Annotated in this window: 16 protein-coding genes; 6 read left to right on the forward strand and 10 right to left on the reverse strand. The window is 63.2% G+C overall.

The genetic code is table 11. From position 1 onward, the window contains the following. Nucleotides 1–300 precede the first annotated feature (300 nt). From PLAV_RS18665 to PLAV_RS02505, 5 genes are all read right to left on the reverse strand, one after another. Nucleotides 301–1,644: a class I SAM-dependent methyltransferase gene (locus tag PLAV_RS18665; RefSeq protein ID WP_011995403.1), complete on the reverse strand. Its 1,344-nt coding sequence runs from the start codon at nucleotides 1,642–1,644 to the stop codon at nucleotides 301–303. A 204-nt stretch (nucleotides 1,645–1,848) separates the two neighbouring features. Next, the gene (locus tag PLAV_RS02490; protein ID WP_011995404.1) at nucleotides 1,849–2,700 is read right to left on the reverse strand and encodes a MaoC/PaaZ C-terminal domain-containing protein; all 852 of its coding nucleotides are present in this window, start codon (nucleotides 2,698–2,700) and stop codon (nucleotides 1,849–1,851) included. Nucleotides 2,701–2,818: 118 nt separating this feature from the next. Continuing rightward, complete coding sequence (locus PLAV_RS02495; RefSeq protein WP_011995405.1) at nucleotides 2,819–3,256, reverse strand: PaaI family thioesterase; 438 nt, start codon at nucleotides 3,254–3,256, stop codon at nucleotides 2,819–2,821. Beyond that, nucleotides 3,253–3,660, reverse strand: coding sequence for a PaaI family thioesterase (locus PLAV_RS02500; protein WP_049767684.1), 408 nt, complete (start codon nucleotides 3,658–3,660; stop codon nucleotides 3,253–3,255). Before PLAV_RS02500 ends, PLAV_RS02495 begins: the two co-directional genes overlap by 4 nt. A gap of 219 nt (nucleotides 3,661–3,879) precedes the next feature. After that, complete coding sequence (locus tag PLAV_RS02505; RefSeq protein ID WP_011995407.1) at nucleotides 3,880–4,365, reverse strand: hypothetical protein; 486 nt, start codon at nucleotides 4,363–4,365, stop codon at nucleotides 3,880–3,882. 346 nt (nucleotides 4,366–4,711) lie between these two features. On the opposite strand from PLAV_RS02505, the gene PLAV_RS02510 reads away from it, so the two are divergent. Together PLAV_RS02510 and PLAV_RS02515 are read left to right on the forward strand one after the other, a co-directional pair. Next, nucleotides 4,712–5,932 carry an acetyl-CoA C-acyltransferase gene (locus PLAV_RS02510; protein ID WP_011995408.1) on the forward strand — a complete coding sequence of 407 codons (1,221 nt, stop codon included), beginning with the start codon at nucleotides 4,712–4,714 and terminating at the stop codon, nucleotides 5,930–5,932. Between the two features lie 184 nt (nucleotides 5,933–6,116). Further along, nucleotides 6,117–6,557, forward strand: a complete 441-nt coding sequence (locus tag PLAV_RS02515) for a MaoC/PaaZ C-terminal domain-containing protein (protein ID WP_011995409.1) — start codon at nucleotides 6,117–6,119, stop codon at nucleotides 6,555–6,557. Here PLAV_RS02515 and PLAV_RS02520 read toward each other — a convergent pair. Both PLAV_RS02520 and PLAV_RS02525 read right to left on the reverse strand, forming a co-directional pair. Continuing rightward, nucleotides 6,554–7,756, reverse strand: a complete 1,203-nt coding sequence (locus tag PLAV_RS02520; RefSeq protein WP_011995410.1) for an acyl-CoA dehydrogenase family protein — start codon at nucleotides 7,754–7,756, stop codon at nucleotides 6,554–6,556. The two genes, PLAV_RS02515 and PLAV_RS02520, sit on opposite strands and share 4 nt — an antisense overlap. Nucleotides 7,757–7,781: 25 nt before the next feature. Continuing rightward, complete coding sequence (locus PLAV_RS02525) at nucleotides 7,782–8,699, reverse strand: oxygenase MpaB family protein (protein ID WP_011995411.1); 918 nt, start codon at nucleotides 8,697–8,699, stop codon at nucleotides 7,782–7,784. 174 nt (nucleotides 8,700–8,873) lie between these two features. On the opposite strand from PLAV_RS02525, the gene PLAV_RS18670 reads away from it, so the two are divergent. Then, nucleotides 8,874–9,452 (forward strand): TetR/AcrR family transcriptional regulator, encoded by a 579-nt coding sequence (locus PLAV_RS18670; RefSeq protein ID WP_049767685.1) that lies wholly within the window; start codon nucleotides 8,874–8,876, stop codon nucleotides 9,450–9,452. Nucleotides 9,453–9,456: 4 nt separating this feature from the next. Here PLAV_RS18670 and PLAV_RS02535 read toward each other — a convergent pair whose 3' ends face one another. Next, complete coding sequence (locus PLAV_RS02535) at nucleotides 9,457–10,668, reverse strand: acyl-CoA dehydrogenase family protein (protein ID WP_041535813.1); 1,212 nt, start codon at nucleotides 10,666–10,668, stop codon at nucleotides 9,457–9,459. Nucleotides 10,669–11,015: 347 nt separating this feature from the next. On the opposite strand from PLAV_RS02535, the gene PLAV_RS02540 reads away from it, so the two are divergent. Both PLAV_RS02540 and PLAV_RS02545 read left to right on the forward strand, forming a co-directional pair. After that, nucleotides 11,016–12,842, forward strand: a complete 1,827-nt coding sequence (locus tag PLAV_RS02540; protein WP_011995414.1) for a potassium/proton antiporter — start codon at nucleotides 11,016–11,018, stop codon at nucleotides 12,840–12,842. 77 nt (nucleotides 12,843–12,919) lie between these two features. Beyond that, nucleotides 12,920–13,690 (forward strand): SDR family NAD(P)-dependent oxidoreductase, encoded by a 771-nt coding sequence (locus PLAV_RS02545; protein ID WP_011995415.1) that lies wholly within the window; start codon nucleotides 12,920–12,922, stop codon nucleotides 13,688–13,690. A gap of 34 nt (nucleotides 13,691–13,724) precedes the next feature. On the opposite strand, the gene PLAV_RS18675 is transcribed toward PLAV_RS02545, so the two are convergent. Both PLAV_RS18675 and pip read right to left on the reverse strand, forming a co-directional pair. Next, on the reverse strand, nucleotides 13,725–14,465 hold the full coding sequence (locus tag PLAV_RS18675; protein WP_011995416.1) for a type 1 glutamine amidotransferase: 741 nt from the start codon (nucleotides 14,463–14,465) through the stop codon (nucleotides 13,725–13,727). A gap of 9 nt (nucleotides 14,466–14,474) precedes the next feature. Continuing rightward, nucleotides 14,475–15,455 carry a prolyl aminopeptidase gene (gene pip, locus PLAV_RS02555; protein WP_011995417.1) on the reverse strand — a complete coding sequence of 327 codons (981 nt, stop codon included), beginning with the start codon at nucleotides 15,453–15,455 and terminating at the stop codon, nucleotides 14,475–14,477. A 331-nt stretch (nucleotides 15,456–15,786) separates the two neighbouring features. Between pip and PLAV_RS02560 the strand changes: the two genes are divergently transcribed. Then, nucleotides 15,787–17,772 (forward strand): ribonucleoside-diphosphate reductase subunit alpha, encoded by a 1,986-nt coding sequence (locus PLAV_RS02560; protein ID WP_011995418.1) that lies wholly within the window; start codon nucleotides 15,787–15,789, stop codon nucleotides 17,770–17,772. The last annotated feature ends 90 nt before the right edge of the window (nucleotides 17,773–17,862 follow it).

A 17,862-nucleotide genomic window follows, 5' to 3' on the forward strand; every position in this document is an offset into this window, starting at 1 on the left:
GATGACACTGAGTGATTGGCAGTGGAACAGGCCCCGCGTCACATGTGGTTCGAAAAGCCCCTGGCTTCCTGCCACCCTCCCCCTGTGGGAGGGTCAAACGGCTGTAAGCCGTTTGGGGAGGGGTAGCGGCGGTAACGTTGCCGACAGAAGCAAGCAACACAACTCGGTGTCATCCCGGCGAAAGCCGGGACCCACTCGCAATGCCTCTTGCCGCAGCACATCCCATCGCCACGCACGCAAACCCCAAGCCGTCATGGCCCGCTTCATGCGGGCCATCCACGTCTTCAGCCGCACTCGAAATCAGCTTTTCCGCATCACCCCGATAAAACTCTCCACCGGCACCCGCTTCTCCGTCCGCAGCGCGTCAACATCCATCGACACGACCTCGAAGCCATGGCGCTCCGCCAGCGTCCGCAAATAGGTTTCCGTATGCCGGAAGCGCCGCGCCGGGCCGACTTCGAAGCCGCGCGCCGAAGCCTCTTCCGACTGTCCGTCGGATTTTTCGGTGGAAAAGACAAACCAGCCGCGCGGCACCAGCGCCGATGCGAGGGATGAAAACAGCGGCGCGAGATCGCCGAGATAGATCATCGTGTCGCAGGCAATCGCGAGCCCGAAGCGGTTGCCCTCATCCAGCACCTTCAACAGGTCGCCAGCGACGACGCGCGTGTAGAACCCGCTTGCCTCCGCCGCCGCGCACATGCGGGGGCTGAGGTCGACGCCGGTCAACGACGCGCAATGAGCGTGGAATGCCGCGCCCGAAAGCCCCGTGCCGCAGCCAAGGTCGATTGCCGCATAAGGTCCGCCTGCGGACAGTCCCGCCGCTTCCGCCGCTTTGAGCAATATTTCCGGCCCCCGGTAGGAAAGCGCCGTCCTCATATGTCCGTCATAGCGGGGTGCATAGCCGTCGAACAGCGCCCGCACATAGGCGGCGCTCGCCCGTGTCGGCGCCGGTTGCGCATCGAGTTCGGCAAGGCGGATGCCCGCGCCCCGCCGGTCGGCCGGGTCGTCAGCCTGAGATGCCTTGAAGTGCCGTGCCGCCCGCGCCGGCTCGTCCATCGCCGCCCAGGCCTCGCCGAGCCGGAAATGCGCCTCCGCGCGCTCATTCGCGTCGCGCTCGCCATCGCCCGTCGAAAGCCGGAGCACGCGCTCGAAATCGCCGATGGCGCGCGGGAAATCATCTGCCGCCATCCGCGCCGCGCCGAGCGCCAGCAGAACCGTCGCCGAGCGCCCGTCCAGCAGGCTCGCCTCGTTGAGAGCGCCAAGCGCCTCCTGGTGCCGTCCTGCAAGGCTCATCGCCCGCGCAAGAACGACAAGCGCCCGCGGGTTCGCCTGTCCCGCCGCCGCCAGCGGCTCGATCAGCGCCGCCGCCTGCGCCGGTTCGCCAAGCTCGATCAGGCAATGGGCGAGCGACGTCACGAGCCCCGTCGAGGGCCGCTCGTCCTCCCGCGCCGCCGCCTCCACGGCGTGGGCGATCGCCCCCGCCCGGTCGCCTGCCGCGATCAGCCGCTCCACCTCGCCGAGGGGTCCGTCATCCTCGAGCGCAATATCATCCGTATAAAGATGAAAAACCGTCGCCGCCGCCGGCAGGTCGGTTGTCGATGCGTTATCCCCGGGCGGCGCGGCCGCCGGAGTCGGGGATATCATTCCGGCCTCGCCTTCCGGCAGGGCGGCTTCGGGTCGTGCGGGGTCCGGCGGACACATTCAGGGGGCACTCGCGAAAAAGGGCCGGGCGGAATGGTCCGCCCGGCCCCTCGATTTATCCCCGGCCTGTTCATTCGTAAACAGCAAACCGGTGGCGAAAATCTCTTTGTGACAGTCGTGTAACAGTTCGATGACAGTCGCCGCTTTTCAGCCCTTCAGCGTGCATTTTCCGTTGTTGATGACGACCGCGTCGCGCTCCTTCACACGGGCCCGGAAAGAGATGACGTCCTTGTCTTTCCACACATCGACAGTGACCGTATCGCCCGGAAAAACCGGCGCCGAAAACCGCACGTCGAACCCTGTGATCTGCGTCGGGTCGTAGTTCAGAACATCGGAAATAATCGCGCGGCAGCATGTGCCATAGGTACAAAGCCCATGCAGGATCGGCTTCGGAAAGCCGACCGCCTTCGCGAACTCGGGATCGGAATGAAGCGGGTTGCGGTCGCCCGAAAGGCGATAGAGCAAAGCCTGGTCGGGCAGCGTCTGCGCGTCGATGCTCATGTCCGGCGCGCGGTCCGGCAGCGTGTGCGGCGCCGGCGCGCCTTCGCGCGGCCCGCCAAAGCCGCCATCGCCGCGCGCGAAGATCGTTGATGTCAGTGTACAGAGCTTGTCGCCGCCCTTCTCCGCGATATTCGTTTCCGTGACGATGATCGCGCCCTTGCCTTCGCCCTTGTCCCACGCGCCGACGACGCGGCTGTCCGTGGTAATCTTCGCCGCCACGGGCAGCGGCTTGTAGAGCTTCAGCTTCTGCTCGCCGTGAACCACCATCGCGTAATTGATGCCGCTGTCGCCGATGGCGCCCGCGCCCCAGGCGATCACGGTGGCAAGCGTCGGCACCGTCTTCAGGTTTTTCTCATAGACGAAAGGCAATTCCTTCTCGTCCATCGGGTCCCGCCCGAAGCCGATGCCAAGCGCATAAAGCATCGTCTCGCGGTCGCCATAGCTGAATTCCTGGCCCTCGGCCTTCAGCGACATGAGCGTGTCGTAATTGATAGCCATTCCGGCTCCTCCCTTGGTTCTTGCGAATTCGTTGGCGCATAGGAAAGCGGTTCCGTCCCGCCCGCGCAAGCGGCTATAGCAGTCATGGAGGATTTGCAAACGGCGCGGGACGGAAGACCTAGCGTTCGCCGAGCACTTTCCAGAGGCTCGTCGCCGTCATCACGTCTTCACCGCCGGCGCAAAACCGCGCCGAGACGAAGATGATGGCGCGGGTTTTCCGCTCGAGCTTCGTATGGCATTCGATCAGCGCGCCCGCCTTCGGCTCGCCGAGGAAGCTCGCCTGCAGGCTCAGTGTGACGCAGCTTTTGCCCTCCGCGCCGCGATTGGCGGCGCTGCCGAGAAAGGCGTCGGCGAAAGTCATCATCATGCCTTCATGCACGATGCCTTGTTCGTTCACATACCGCTCATCGGCGATGAAGGCGAAAATCCTTGCGCCATCGGCATCTTCGCGCTCGAAGAGCGGCCCCACATAGGCCTCGAAAGGATCGTGCAGCTCGCTGATCCGCCAGCCTTCGGGCGTCGCGACCTCGACGGGAGAGGGCAGGGGATCGCTCACGCCGCGCCCTTCTCCTTGATCGCGTAGACGCCGGTCGCCGTCATCAGGATGCGGCTGCCGACGCGCAGGTCCCCCGAAATGAAAAGCACAGTCCGCGTCGCGCGCGTCACCTCCGCGCGTCCTTCAACTTCCTCCCCCTTCTCGCCCGCGCTCACGAAATCGCAATTGACGGAAAGCGGCCGCACTTCGGCGTCCGGCTGCTTTGCCGCCGCCGCGTCTTTCGCCACCTGCCCAAGCACGATTGCCGCTAGCGTCATCATCATGCCGCCATGCAGCCTGTCCGCGCCGTTCAGGTGGTGCGGGGCGATTTCGAATGTGAAGACATCCTGTCCGTCGCGTTGCACGCGCCGCACCGGTCCGGCATAGGCGCCGAAGCCGCTTGTATCGACCTGGGTGGAACTCATGAATACTTCCGGAGGGAGAGAGGGATCGGATGCGCCCTTGTCTAGCCTCTCGCGCCGCGCGGCACAAGAAAAGGCCCGCACCGGCAAAGGTAAGGGCAAAAGGCATGTCAGCCGAAGATCCCGGCGCCGCACCGGGTGGGGGGTGAGGGCGGCGCGACGCCGGGTCTGCGAGGCCCGCGAACGGCCGGTGAGGAACCGGGCGCCGCGGGGAGATATATGTCAGACGCCTGAAAGCGTATTTGGTTGCGCGATCCAGCGTTCCGGCACGCCATATTTTTCAAGCGTCTCCGTCACGGCATCGACGCGCGCTTCGGCTTCGCGTTGCGTCACCGGATCGGGCGAGGTCAGCGCCGCGCTCGCGGCGGAAACCGTAATGTTCTGCAAGCCGCGATAGGTGATCTCTTCGGCCGCCGCGCGCAGCGCTGTTTCCGCTTCGTTCGTCGGGACCGTCCAGCCCTCGGCGAAGTAAACCGGGAAGACCACGCGCTCGCTGTCGTTCACGCCATAGCCGACGCTGCGCGGCGCCTGCGGATCGATTGCGCTCACAAAGATCACCCGTGTTTCAATGCCGGGCTCAAAAGACGCGTTAACGGCATCCGGCCGCGGCATCGGAAGAGGGCTCGCGGCAGTCGCCGTCTGCGCCATGAGCGCGGCGCCCATGGCGGTGCTGAAACCCAGCGCGGTAACGATCATCAGCCTGTTCATCTCGGTCCCCTTTCGTTTCGCGGTCCGCGCGGACCATCCGTCCGCTTTTCCACCCTCCCAACATGGCCCTCCAATGTGTCCCCATCCGGATTTTTGGCAGGCGGTTACGGGGAAATTTCAAGGCGATATTGGGGCGCCGCCCCTGCTGCTGCGTTCTGCACCGCGTGCTGTTCAAATCCGGACAATCGAGCCGCGCAAACCCTACGGAAAAGCGCGGAGATTCCGCTTTGAAGGGGGTGGCAAGCCGTTTATGGTGCGCCTCAAAGGGGCCCTGAGCGCCAAAAAAGCCCGCAATTGACGGGTTGCCGAACCCCTAAAACGATTTCAACCCCTTCGGGAGACGTTCATGTCCAGAGAAGCAGTCATTGTGTCCACCGCCCGCACCGGCCTCGCCAAGTCGGGTCGCGGTGGCTTCAACAACACCCATGGCGCCGCCATGGCCGGCCACGCGATCAAGCACGCCATCGAGCGCGCGAAGATCGACCCGGCCGCCGTCGAAGACGTCATCATGGGTTGCGGCGCGCCTGAAGGCGCCACCGGCATGAATGTCGGCCGTCTCGCCGCCATCTGGGCCGGCTGCCCGGTCACGACCTCCGGCACCACGGTCAACCGCTTCTGCTCCTCGGGCCTGCAGACCATCGCCATGGCCGCCGGCCGCATTGTCAATGAAGGCGTGCCCGTCATGGTCGGCGCCGGCGTCGAGTCGATCTCGCTCGTCCAGATGGGCGGCCAGAACCTCAATCGCCTGACCGAAGAAAAGCTCATGCAGGAAAAGCCTGAGCTCTGGATGGCGATGATCGAGACCGCCGAAATCGTTGCCGAGCGTTACAACGTCAGCCGCGACTACCAGGACGAATACGCCCTCCGCAGCCAGCAGCGCATCGCCGCCGCGCAGCAGGCCGGCCTCTTCAAGGACGAAATCGTCCCGATGAAGACCAAGATGAAGGTCGTGAACAAGGAGACGGGCGAGGAATCCCTGGTCGATTACGTCGTCGAGAAGGACGAGTGCAACCGTCCGGAGACGACGCTTGAATCGCTCCAGGGTCTGAAGCCGGTCTTCAAGAACGGCCAGAAGATCAAGGAAGGCAAATACATCACCGCCGGCAATGCCTCGCAGCTTTCGGACGGCGCCGCCGCCGTCGTGCTCATGGAGCGCAAGGAAGCCGAAAAGAACGGCTCCGACATTCTCGGCGTCTTCCGCGGCTTCGCCGTCGCCGGTTGCGAACCCGACGAGATGGGCATCGGCCCGGTCTTCGCCGTGCCGCGCCTGCTCGAGCGCCACGGCCTCAAGGTAGACGACATCGACCTCTGGGAGCTGAATGAAGCCTTCGCGAGCCAGTGCCTCTACAGCCGCGACCGCCTCGGCATCGACCCCGAGAAGTACAACGTCAATGGCGGCTCCATTGCCATCGGCCATCCCTTCGGCATGACTGGCGCGCGCTGCACCGGCCACATCCTGCTCGAAGGCCGCCGCCGCAAGCAGGCCGGCCAGAACGTGAAGTACGGCGTTGTCACCATGTGCATCGGTGGCGGCATGGGCGCCGCCGGTCTCTTCGAATTCGCGTAATTCGAAACGACTGAGCGATTTTGAAAGGCCCGTGAGTTTTCTCACGGGCCTTCCTTCTTTTCGTCATTGCGAGCGTAGCGAAGCAATCCAGGGTCGCACTCTCTGCGCATATCGCTTCTGGATTGCTTCGTCGCTACGCTCCTCGCAATGACGAAGATGATTGTCCCGGGAGAAGGAACAAGCGATGCGCTATTTCGATGACTTTGTGGTAGGCGAGCGCCACGACATCCCGGCGACCTACGAAATGACGAAGGACGAAATCGTCTCATTCGCCTCGAAATGGGACCCGCAGCCTTTCCATGTCGATGAAGCCGCCGCCGCGAAATCCATCTACGGAACGCTGACGGCCTGCGGCACGCATATCCAGGCCGTGGTGCTTTTCCTTGCCGCGCGCCTGCCGGAAGAAACCGCCGTCATCGGCGCACTCGGCTACGACGAAGTGCGGTTTCACAAAGCAGCAAAACTCGGCGACACGCTCCGCCTCGTCATCGAATGCATCGAGACGAAACCGTCCTCGTCGAAGCCGGACCGCAGCGTCGTGAAGAACCGTCACATCCTGATGAACCAGTCGGACGAAACGATCTTCACCCAGACGACGACGCTGCTGATCGCAAGGAAGGCTTAAAGCCCCAGCACCAGCTTCGCCATGATGCCGCGCTGAACTTCGTTCGAGCCGCCATAGATGGAAGCCGCCCGGTTGTTCAGATAGGTCGGCATGAAGACCATGCCTTCCGCGGGGCCGATCGGCTCGACATTCGATCCCGGCGTCCGCGCATCGTGCTGGTCGACGCCTGAATAGAAGCCGATGGTCTCGACGGCGATTTCGTCGAGACGCTGGCGCATTTCCGTCCCGCGCGTCTTCAGCATCGAGGAAGCGGGGCCGGGATTCTTGCCGCCGGCAAGCTCCGCCATCACGCGATGTTCGGTCATCTCCATCGCCTTCACCTCGATCTCGGCTTCGGCGATCTTGCGGGCGAAAGTCGCATCGTCGATCAGGCGCTTGCCGTCGCCGTCGCGTTCGCTTGCGGCGACCTCCCGGATTTTCTCAATGCCCACTTCAAGCGCCGCCGCGAAGGCGCCGCCGCGCTCGAACTCGAGAAGATATTTCGCGACCGTCCAGCCGTCATTCTCTTCGCCGACGCGGTTCTTCTTCGGCACGTGCACATCGTCGAAGAAAACCTGGTTCACCTCATGTTCGCCCGCCAGCGTGATGATGGGCTCGACCTTGATGCCGGGTGTATTCATGTCGAGCAGCAGGAAGGTGATGCCCTGTTGCGGCTTGCCGCTTGCATCCGTGCGCACGAGGCAGAACATCATGTTCGCGAAGTGGGCATGCGTGGTCCAGATCTTGGTCCCGTTCAGCACATAATCGTCGCCATCCGGCACCGCCTTCAGCTGCAGCGAGGCGAGGTCCGAGCCCGCGCCCGGCTCCGAATAGCCCTGGCACCAATAGTCTTCGCCGGAAAGAATGCGCGGCAGGTAGTAATTCTTCTGCTCGGGCGTGCCGAACTTCATCAGCATCGGCCCGCACATGCGAAGCCCCATCGGCGACAGGCCCGGCGTGCCCGCGCGGGTGCATTCCGAGGTCCAGATATATTTCTGCATCTCGCTCCAGCCGGTTCCGCCATATTCCTTCGGCCAGCTCGGCGCCACCCAGCCCTTCTTGTAGAGGATCTTCTGCCAGGCGAGATTCCATTGCTTGTCGGTGAAGACCGACGTCGTGAGGCTCCCCGCCTCGCGCAGTTCCGGCGTCAGGTTTTCATCGAGAAAGGCGCGCACTTCGTCGCGGAAGCTCGCATCGGCGGGCGTGAGTTCGAGATTCATTTTCTTCTTCTGGTCTGTCGAAGGGTCAGCGCAGACAGTCTGTCGAGACTCCCATGCGGCGGCAAGCCTGATGCGCGGGCGAATTCGTTGCGAAGCGCATCGCGAAGCTCGCCGTGTTGGCAAGCGCGCGGACGGCGGGGCGTACCATCGGCCTTGCCGCTGGGGAAACCGCAACCCCGCATTGTTCCTGCAGATGCTTCGGCAGCAGGTCGATCGCCGCCTGCGTGATGAGCCGTTGCACGGGCTTGCCCGCGCTGCCGAGGGGCGTCGCGTTCCGTACCAGCTCCAGAAACTCATGCACGGTGTCGTTGGCATAAAGTTTCGGAGTCATCTCCGTCATATAGGCATCCATCTCGATCATGGACGTCGGCACCCATTCCGCGCCGAAGCCTTTGCCGATCACTTCGCCTTCGCGGTAATAGCGGTCCTCGTCTTCGCGGGAGAGTTTCGGGTTCGCATAGCGCTTGTAGGCATTGAGGAAGCCCCATGCCGCCGTCACATGCACCCATGTCAGAAGCGAAGGCTCCATGGCCCGATAGGCGTCGCCATCATGCGTCGTTCCCGTCACGCGCTGGTGCATGCGCGTCACGCGGTCGAATGTCTGCTGCGCCATTTTCGTCGGCCCATAGGTCACGGCCGCCGCCGCCATGCCTGTCCGCTCCATGCGGCGGATCGGATCGACCTTGAAGGTCGAATGATCCCATACACCCGCGCGCACATGTTTCTCGGCAAGTTCGAGGATCACCGCCGCGATGCCGCCGACGGCGCTCACGATCGGATTGGCGCTCACCTTCCAGCCCATGGAGTTCGGTCCCAGCAGCCCGGGATCGCCTTGGGGGACCGTGAAGTCCATTCGCGGCAGAGGGCTGCTGTAATCGCGCTGCGGCGCCTCCGTCGTGTCGCGCCTTTCCATCGTTTCTCTCGCTTCGCTTCCCAGGGACATGAGCTTGCCTCTTCCGCCATTGCCTCTCGAACTTGCCTCTGAATATAATCCAAGTAATTGCTCGGAAAACTCGGGTTTCCCGGCCTCTTCGAGACGTCGCCCCGGCACCGTCGAGTTCAGCCTCAAGTGTCTGATTTCGCTCCCAAAAAATGGCCTAAACAGGCCCGCTCACACGTGAGCTTCAACGCCATTGTCGATGCGGCTGCTCGGCTTTTGCGGGAGAACGGCTATGAGGCTCTCACCACAAATCGTATCGCCGAGCAGGCGGGCGTCGGCATCGCCACCCTTTATGAGTTCTTCCCCAACAAGGAGGCGATTGTCGCCGAGTTGACGCGACGCCTCATGGCGAAGGTGGAAGCGGAGATGGAGGAGGCCTTCGCCAAGGCGATGGGGCTCGACCCATGGCCGGGTGTAACGCTCATGACAATGCGGGCGGTCGGTGCGCTGGTGGAGGAGCGCGATGTTCTGCGCGTGCTCCTGCGGCAGGTGCCTTTCGTTCCGCAATTGCCGGCGATTGTCGAAACGCGGGCGGCACTTGGTGCGCTCTCGCAGCGTGTCCGCATTCAGGCGGCAGGCGCTCTCGATCTGCCGATGCCGGAGGAAGACGCCTGGCTGATTTCGGAAATGCTCTACAACGCAATTCTCGAAGTCGCTTTTCTCGATGTAAGCGAAAGAAAACGCGCCGAACTCACAAAGGAGCTGGCGCGTTTGACTTATCGGATGGCCGTGGGCCGCGACCCGGAGGCGGTGTGAGGCTCTAGAGCCCCAGCACCGCTTTCGCCATGATGTTGCGCTGAACTTCGTTCGAGCCGCCGAAAATAGTCTGCGCCCGCGTGTTCAGGTATTTCGGCATCACCATCAGCGTATGGTCCGGCCCCACCGGCGGCACGTTCGCGCCCCAGGTGCGGGCTTCGATCACGTCCGGCTGCACGTAATAGGCAATCGCCTCCACGCCGAGTTCGGTGATCTTCTGGTTGGTGTCGGCACCGCGCAGCTTGATGATCGAAGCAGCCGCGCCGGGGTTCTGTCCGTTGGAAAGCTGCGACATGATCCGGTGCTCGGTGAACTCCACCGCCGTCACTTCCACTTCCGTCTCGTCGAGCTTGCGGCGGAAATTCGGGTCGTCGATCAGCTTCGTGCCGGTGCCGCTATGTTCCGTGCCCGCAACCACGCGCAGCTTGTTCAGTGCATTGCGGAGGTTCGCGCCATGCGCCGCGCCGCCGCGTTCGAATTCGAGCAGATATTTGGCCACCGTCCAGCCATTGTTCTCGGCGCCGACGCGGTTCTTCTTCGGCACGCGCACATCGTCGAAGAACACCTGGTTCACTTCATGGTCGCCCGCCAGCGTGATGATGGGGTCGACCTTGATGCCCTTGGCGTGGAAATCGTCGATCAGGATGAAGGAAATGCCTTCCTGCTTCTTCGCGGCGTTGGGGTCGGTCCGCACGAGGCAGAACATCTTGTTCGACTGATGCGCGCCCGTCGTCCATAGCTTGGTGCCGTTGATGATGTAGTCGTCGCCGTCTGAATCGGCGCGGCACTGAAGCGACGCGAGGTCCGAGCCCGAGCCGGGCTCCGAATAGCCCTGGCACCACCAGTCTTCGCCATTGAGGATGCGCGGCAGGTAGTGGGCCTTCTGCTCGTCGGTGCCATGTCCCATCAGCGTCGGGCCGACCATCGAAAGCCCCATGTTGGAGCCTTGCGGCGCGCCGGCAGCCGCGCATTCCGATGCCCAGATGAAACGCTGCATCACGTTGAAACCCGCGCCGCCATATTGCTTCGGCCAGCTCGGTGCCGCCCAGCCGCGCTTGTTGAGCCGTTTCAGCCATTCGACGCGCAGATCCTGGTCGGCCAGGATGCCCGGCGTCAGCCGCGCATGAGCCTTCAGCTCGTCGGTCAGGTTCTCCGCGAGAAAAGCCCGCACTTCGTCGCGAAAGGCCACGTCTTCGGGCCGCATGGCGAGATCCATCCCGTCCTCCCTCAATTCTTGTTGCTTCCGGATATCCCGGTTCTTGTTGCGCCCGAGATTAAGGTCATTGTCGCTCCCCGTCACAGACAATTTGTCACCGCCGCTTGCACAGCCACGAACAGGAGCGCCCCGCGAGGCGTCCTCCATTGGAACGCTCCGCCACCCAAGAGCAATGCAGTTGGAAAAAGCTGAAAACTCCGCCTGTTTCTGGCCATTTCGTCTCGGAATCCGCGCTTCTTGCTGTACACTGACCGCGAAGCTTTTTTCGCGATTCGAGGGATTTCTGTTCCGATTGGCCGCAATGCTCATGCAGTCGGCAGGACCCGCATGAGCATTGGTTTGTCCGGATGGATTTTGCTAACCAGATCATCCTGGTTTCGGCTGCATTAATTACCTTTTCGATTTTCGCGGGGGCGCTCTCCTCACGGATCGGCGCTCCCCTGCTGCTGGTCTTTCTGGCATTCGGCATGCTGGTGGGCGAGGAAGGCCCCGGCGGTATCGTTTTCAACGATTTCCGCCTGGCCTATCTGGCCGGCTCCTTCGCCTTGGCCATCATCCTGTTCGACGGTGGCTTGCGGACCAGCCGTAACGCCCTGGCACGCGCCTGGGCTCCCGCAGGCGCCCTCGCGACGATAGGCGTCTTGCTCACCGCCGCCATCACCGGCGTCGCCGCCAAGTTCCTGCTCGGCATCGGGTGGGTCGAAGCCTTTCTGCTCGGCGCCATTGTCGGCTCCACCGACGCCGCCGCCGTCTTCCTGCTGCTCCATCAGCGTGGGCTCCGCTTGCGCGCCCGCGTCTCCGCCACGCTGGAAGTCGAATCCGCCATCAACGACCCGATGGCGATCTTTCTCACACTCGCATTGGTCGGCATTGCGGTTGAGGGCGTTCAACTGGACAGCGTCGGGGCTGTCATCGGGGAGATCGGCAACTTCCTGTGGCAGCTCGTAGGCGGTGTTATCTTCGGCCTCGCCGGCGGCTGGTTCGTGGTCCGCGCGATCAACCGGCTGCAATTGTCGCCTGGTCTTTATCCCATCATGGCCGGGGCCTTGGCGCTGCTCGTCTTCGCGTTGACGCAAAGCGCCGGCGCCAGCGGCTATGTGGCGATCTTTCTCATCGGCTTTACGGTTGGCAACACGCCACACAGGGCCACCAGCGAGATCTCGCGCTTTACCGACGGCATGGCATGGCTCGCGCAGATATGCATGTTCCTCATGCTCGGCCTGCTGGTTACGCCCTCTTCCCTGTTGCCGATCCTTTTGCCCGCGATAGCTGTGGCGGTGGTCCTGTTCTTTGTGGCCCGGCCCATTGCCGTCTGGCTATGTCTCAAGCCGCTGAAATTTGCGCCAAACGAGACGCTGTTCATTTCATGGCTCGGCCTTCGCGGTTCTGTGGCCGTCTTTTTGGCGGTCATTCCGGTCTTTGCCGGCGTGGAAGGGGCCTCCACCCTGTTCTCGGTTGCTTATGTGATCGTGCTGGTCTCGCTGGTGGCGCAGGGTTGGACAATTGCGCTCACGGCCCGGTGGACAGATGTCGAATTGCCGCCGCGCCCCACGGCAAAGCGCGGCGTCGAGCTCGACCTGCCCGCCGGCAAGGGCAAGAGCGTCGTTGCCTATACGGTCGATCCGATGAGCATTCTCGTGCTGCGCAGGATGAAGCGCCTTCCTCTGCCCGAAGGCACGACCGTCATCTCCGTGATGCGCGCTGGCGTCGCGCGCACCGAGGGCCTGCATGAGGGGCTTGAGGCCGGCGATGTGGTGCTGCTGCTCATCAACGTGGATGCCGTGCCCGCGCTCGACCGCCTTTTCGGCGCGCGAAAGTCGCGCAGTGCCGAAAAGGAAGGAAAAATCGTCGACTTCGTGATCGACGGCCATACCTCCGCCGCCGCGGTCGCCAACATGTACAGCCTCGCCTTCACCCCCGAAGAACGCGAACTGACGCTGGAGGAGTTCATGCGCTCCCGTTTGGGCCGCGAGATCAAGACCGGCGCCCGTACCCGGGTGGGCAGCGTCGATCTGGTCGCCGTGCAGGTGACGGATGGCGAAGTCCATCAGGTTGGCCTCGATCTCGATCCCCCGCCGGAGAAAACCTTGCTCGGCCAATTGCAGACGAGGTTCCGCGCCGGTGTGGAAACACTCCGGGACCTCTTTCTCGCGGATGCCAGCCGTCCTTCCTGACCCCGGGTTTCAGTTGACCGTTGGAGAATGAGACCTAAAGTCGCCCCAACGAAAATCATTTCAGGGAAGGCGGCATCATGGATCTCGGTCTCAAGGGCAAGAAGGCGATCGTCACCGGCGGCACGCGCGGCATCGGTCGCGCCATCGCGGAAACGCTGGCAAGGGAGGGCTGCGATGTCTCGATCTGCGCGCGCAATCAGGATCAGGTCGATGAGGCGGTCGCCGCGCTCTCTAAGCTCGGCGTGAAGGCAACCGGCGGCATCGCCGACATCGCCGATGGCGAGGGCCTGAAGAAGTGGATCGCCGATACGGCAAAGGCCACGGGCGGCCTCGACATTCTGGTCGCCAACGCCTCGGCGCTCGCGAACGGCAATGACGAGAAGTCCTGGCGCGCCTGCTTCGAAATCGACGTGCTCGGCGCCGTCAATGCCTTCGAGGCGGCGCTTCCCTTCCTCACCGAAGCCGCGAAGAAATCCGGCGATGCGTCGGCTACCTTCATCTCCTCGATCTCGGCAGCCGAAAACGATAACGCCAATGCCTATGGCGCGCAGAAGGCGGCGCAGATTCATCTCGCCAAGGGCTATGCCCGCCAGCACGCCGGCAAGCATGTCCGCGTGAACACGGTTTCGCCCGGCACCGTTTATTTCAAGGGCGGCGTCTGGAACATGATCGAAGACCACATGCCGGACATGTTCAAGCAGGCAATGGAACGCAACCCGACCGGCCGCATGGCGACGCCGCAGGACATCGCCAACGCGACAGTCTTCCTCGCAAGCCCCGCTTCGTCCTTCACGACGGGCACGAACCTCATCGTTGACGGCGCCATCTCGCGGCGCGTGAATTTCTGAGGGATAAGGCCCCGCCCCGTTTGGGGTGGGGCGTTTACCGGCAGAGCGCCATCCAGCGCCGCATCGTTTGCCGCGCGAACGCTTCCTGCGGCCGCAGCGCTTCCTCGATCTGCGGCCCGATGAGCTTCTCGATCGTAGGCCGCGATACATTGAGCGCCTTCGCGCGCAATGTCGTCCAGCCGTCGAGAATGCCGCGCGTCACTTCGAGGTGAAACTGAAAGGCGTAGGTCCTGCCGCCCATGCGAAACGCCTGATTGGGGCAGGTCTCCCGCGTCGCAAGCCGCGTCGCGCCCTCAGGCAGATCAAACGTGTCGCCATGCCAATGCATGGTTCGCAAACCCGGCGCGGCATCATGCAGAAGCGGGTCGTCCGCCACCGCCGCTTCCCATGTTTGCGGCACGAAGCCCCATTCTTCATGCGCCTCGAGCTTCTCGCTCATCTTGTAGACCGGTGCGCCGAAGGCGCTCGCCACGATCTGCGAGCCGAGACAGACGCCCATCACGGGCTTGCCTTCGTCGTGGAAACGCCGGACGAGCCGCTTGCTCTCCTCGATGAAGGGATATTTGCCGGCTTCGTAAACGCCCATCACGCCGCCAAGCACGACAAGCGCATCATAGCCCGCCGCGGCTTCCGGCACGGCGCGCGCCTCGCCGGTTTCCATGTCCCGGCCGTTCACTGTGTCGATCTGCGTCGCGCTCGCGCCCAGCAGTGCCGCCTCCTCGAGCAGCACGCCGGGTGGCGAGTCGAGCGCATTGACCAGATAAAGAATATGCATCTGCAGCCGTCAGTTCTTCACCGCAGCGTAGCGGTCGCTCGCCCGCACCATCACATCGACAATGCCGGGCTCCGTCGCCGTGTGTCCGGCGTCCGGCACGATGGTGAGCTCCGCTTCCGGCCAGGCCTTGGCGAGTTCCCATGCCGTGAACATCGGCGTCACGACATCATAGCGCCCCTGCGCGATGACGCCCGGAATGCCCTTCAGCTTGCCGGCCTCGCGGATCAGTTGGTTCTGCGGCTCGAACCAGCCCTTGTTCATGAAGTAGTGGCATTCGATCCGCGCGAAGGCGAGGGCGAAATGCCCGTCGGCAAAGCGCTTCACCCGCTCGGGGTCGGAATAGAGCGAGAGCGTCGTCCCCTCCCATATGCTCCATGCCCGGGCGCAGGCAAGCTTCTCCGCCTCATTGTCGCCGGTGAGCCGCTTGTAATAGGCGGCCATCAGGTTGCCGCGCTCGGCCTCGGGAATGGGCGCGATGAATTCCTCCCAGGCATCGGGAAAAAGCGCATCCGTCCCCTCCTGATAGAACCAGTGGAGCTCCCGCTTCCGGAGTGTGAAGATGCCGCGCAGGATAATTTCGGTGACGCGGGCAGGGTGGGTTTCGCCATAGGCAAGCGCCAGCGTCGATCCCCAGGAGCCGCCGCAGAGCTGCCAGCGGTCGATGCCGAGATGTTCCCTCAGCCGCTCCATGTCCGCCACCAGGTCCCATGTCGTGTTCTCGCGCAGCTCCGCATGGGGTGTGGACTTCCCGCAGCCCCGTTGGTCGAACAGAATGATTCGGTAAGCGTCCGGATTGTGCGTCCGCCGCATCGTCGGGTTGGTGCCGCCCCCCGGCCCGCCATGCACGATCACCACGGGTTTGCCCTTCGGGTTGCCGCATTCCTCGAAATAGAGCGTATGCAAATCGGATACTTTGAGCGATCCGGTCCGGTATGGCTCGATCTCCGGATAGAGTGTCCGGCGGGTGGCGGCTGGCGTGGTGTCGGGCATCGGGCGGGAACTCCTCACTCGCGGATCGCGTGAATCAACTCATTGAATATGCAACGGAAATTCTCCCTCACGCCACTATGTGGCCGGGCTCGTTTACCATTTTTTTATCGCGTACCGCACACTACTGATTGACCTCGGGGAAGAGACGGATACTATATCTGGACGCGCCGGGCCCTACGGGGGATTATCTCAGAGCGTCGGCGCAATCACGGGAATTGCTTGAGTCCTGCCCTCTGTTTCGGGCGGAAAGACGGCGACGGTCATCCGTCCGCCGGGTGGCGATCTTTTGCCTGCTTCATGGCCACATGGCGGGGCAAACCGGGGAATGAAAATGCTGAACGATACGTCGAAAGCGGTGGATATGAGTGAGGTCGAAGCCAGTGTGTCAGCCATTATCACAGGCGAGCGGGCGGTGAGCCGCGTGCGCGCTGAATCGCGGCGCGTGGCGGAACCCGAAATGATGTTCGGCGACCAGTATCAGGCCGTGCAGATGGGCGGCCGCCCGACTGTACGCGTCGATCATGGCCGCGATGCACTGCTGACCGAGTTCGGCAAGGCAACGCTCCGCGATCGCTATCTGATGCCCGGCGAGTCCTATCAGGACATGTTTGCCCGCGTGGCCTCCTTCTATGCCGACAAGGGCGATGCCGGCCACGCGCAGCGCCTCTATGACTACATTTCCAAGCTCTGGTTCATGCCGGCGACGCCCGTCCTCTCCAATGGCGGTACGCAGCGCGGCCTGCCCATCTCCTGCTTCCTCAATGAAGCCTCGGACAGCCTCGACGGCATCGTCGGCCTCTGGAACGAAAATGTCTGGCTCGCGGCCAAGGGCGGCGGCATCGGCTCCTATTGGGGCAATCTGCGCTCCATCGGCGAGACGGTCGGCGGCAATGGCAAGACCTCCGGCATCATTCCCTTCATCCGCGTGATGGATTCGCTGACGCTCGCCATCAGCCAGGGTTCGCTTCGCCGCGGCTCGGCGGCGGTCTATCTCCCGATCGACCATCCCGAGATCGAGGAATTCATGGAAATGCGCCGCCCCACGGGTGGCGATCCGAACCGCAAGGCGCTGAACCTCCATCACGGCGTGCTCGTGTCGGATGCCTTCATGCGCGCCGTCGAGGCGGATGCCGAATGGCAGCTCAAGAGCCCGAAGGACAGGTCGGTCCAGAAGACCGTCTCCGCCCGCTCGCTCTGGATTCGCCTCCTCACCTCGCGCATCGAAACCGGCGAGCCCTACATCATCTACAAGGACACCGTGAACAACGCGCGCCCCGAGCATCACAAGCTCGCCGGCCTCGAAGTGAAAACGTCCAATCTCTGCGCCGAAATCACGCTCCCCACCGGCATCGACCAGCATGGCGAGCAGCGCACGGCCGTCTGCTGCCTGTCCTCGCTCAATCTCGAAACCTATAATGAGTGGCAGGACCATCCGACCATTATCGAAGACGTGATGCGCTTCCTCGATAACGTCCTGCAGGACTTCATCGACCGCGCGCCGGACGATATGCGCCGCGCCAAATACGCCGCCATGCGCGAGCGTTCGGTTGGCCTCGGCGTCATGGGCTTCCACTCCTATCTTCAGGCCAACATGATCCCCTTCGAGGGCGTGATGGCGAAGGTCTGGAACAAGCGCATGTTCGCCCGCATCAAGGAAGGCGTGGACGCCGCTTCGAAGAAGCTCGCCGAAGAGCGGGGCGCCTGCCCGGATGCCGCCGAATACGGCTTCAACGAGCGCTTCTCCAACAAGACGGCGATCGCGCCCACCGCCTCGATCTCGATCATCACCGGCGGCACCTCGCCGGGCATCGAGCCCATCGCGGCCAACAGCTTCACCCACAAGACGCTGTCCGGCTCCTTCAACGTCCGCAACCGTCACCTGACGAAGCTGCTGGAATTGAAGGGCCGCAACGACGACGACACCTGGTCCTCCATCGTCGTGAACGGTGGCTCGGTGCAGCATCTCGATTTCCTGTCGGATGAGGAGAAGGACGTCTTCAAGACCGCCTTCGAACTCGACCAGCGCTGGGTCATCGAACATGCGGGCGACCGCGCGCCCCTCGTCGATCAGGCGCAGTCGGTCAACCTCTTCCTCGCCGCCGACGTTCACAAGCGAGACCTGCACAAGCTCCATTTCATGGCCTGGCAGCACGGCGTGAAGAGCCTCTATTACTGCCGCTCGCTCTCGATCCAGCGCGCCGAAAAGGCCGAAGTCGTCTCGCTCCTGCCCGGCAAGGTGCTGGACGTGCTGACCCTCGACCAGGTCGCCGCCGAAGCGCAATCGAACGACTACGAAGAATGCCTCGCCTGTCAGTAAGGCGCTAAGATCATGGCCCGGCTTTCAGGCCGGGCCATTATTGTCTCTGGCCCATTCAGGCGCGCCCCGCAGCAAAGAAAACGGGAACCA

The organism is Parvibaculum lavamentivorans DS-1, assembly GCF_000017565.1.
In the GTDB taxonomy this organism is placed as follows: Bacteria; Pseudomonadota; Alphaproteobacteria; order Parvibaculales; family Parvibaculaceae; genus Parvibaculum; species Parvibaculum lavamentivorans.

What these genes read in the sequence shown, in the direction of transcription:
- PLAV_RS02510 (WP_011995408.1), top strand. Translation starts at nt 4,712, where the DNA reads ATGTCCAGAGAAGCAGTCATTGTGTCCACCGCCCGCACCGGCCTCGCC.
- PLAV_RS02545 (WP_011995415.1), top strand. Translation starts at nt 12,920, where the DNA reads ATGGATCTCGGTCTCAAGGGCAAGAAGGCGATCGTCACCGGCGGCACG.
- PLAV_RS02525 (WP_011995411.1), bottom strand. Translation starts at nt 8,699, where the DNA reads ATGTCCCTGGGAAGCGAAGCGAGAGAAACGATGGAAAGGCGCGACACG.
- PLAV_RS18675 (WP_011995416.1), bottom strand. Translation starts at nt 14,465, where the DNA reads ATGCATATTCTTTATCTGGTCAATGCGCTCGACTCGCCACCCGGCGTG.
- pip (WP_011995417.1), bottom strand. Translation starts at nt 15,455, where the DNA reads ATGCCCGACACCACGCCAGCCGCCACCCGCCGGACACTCTATCCGGAG.
- PLAV_RS02520 (WP_011995410.1), bottom strand. Translation starts at nt 7,756, where the DNA reads ATGAATCTCGAACTCACGCCCGCCGATGCGAGCTTCCGCGACGAAGTG.
- PLAV_RS02505 (WP_011995407.1), bottom strand. Translation starts at nt 4,365, where the DNA reads ATGAACAGGCTGATGATCGTTACCGCGCTGGGTTTCAGCACCGCCATG.
- PLAV_RS02490 (WP_011995404.1), bottom strand. Translation starts at nt 2,700, where the DNA reads ATGGCTATCAATTACGACACGCTCATGTCGCTGAAGGCCGAGGGCCAG.
- PLAV_RS18665 (WP_011995403.1), bottom strand. Translation starts at nt 1,644, where the DNA reads ATGATATCCCCGACTCCGGCGGCCGCGCCGCCCGGGGATAACGCATCG.
- PLAV_RS02500 (WP_049767684.1), bottom strand. Translation starts at nt 3,660, where the DNA reads ATGAGTTCCACCCAGGTCGATACAAGCGGCTTCGGCGCCTATGCCGGA.
- PLAV_RS02540 (WP_011995414.1), top strand. Translation starts at nt 11,016, where the DNA reads ATGGATTTTGCTAACCAGATCATCCTGGTTTCGGCTGCATTAATTACC.
- PLAV_RS02515 (WP_011995409.1), top strand. Translation starts at nt 6,117, where the DNA reads ATGCGCTATTTCGATGACTTTGTGGTAGGCGAGCGCCACGACATCCCG.
- PLAV_RS02535 (WP_041535813.1), bottom strand. Translation starts at nt 10,668, where the DNA reads ATGGATCTCGCCATGCGGCCCGAAGACGTGGCCTTTCGCGACGAAGTG.
- PLAV_RS02560 (WP_011995418.1), top strand. Translation starts at nt 15,787, where the DNA reads ATGCTGAACGATACGTCGAAAGCGGTGGATATGAGTGAGGTCGAAGCC.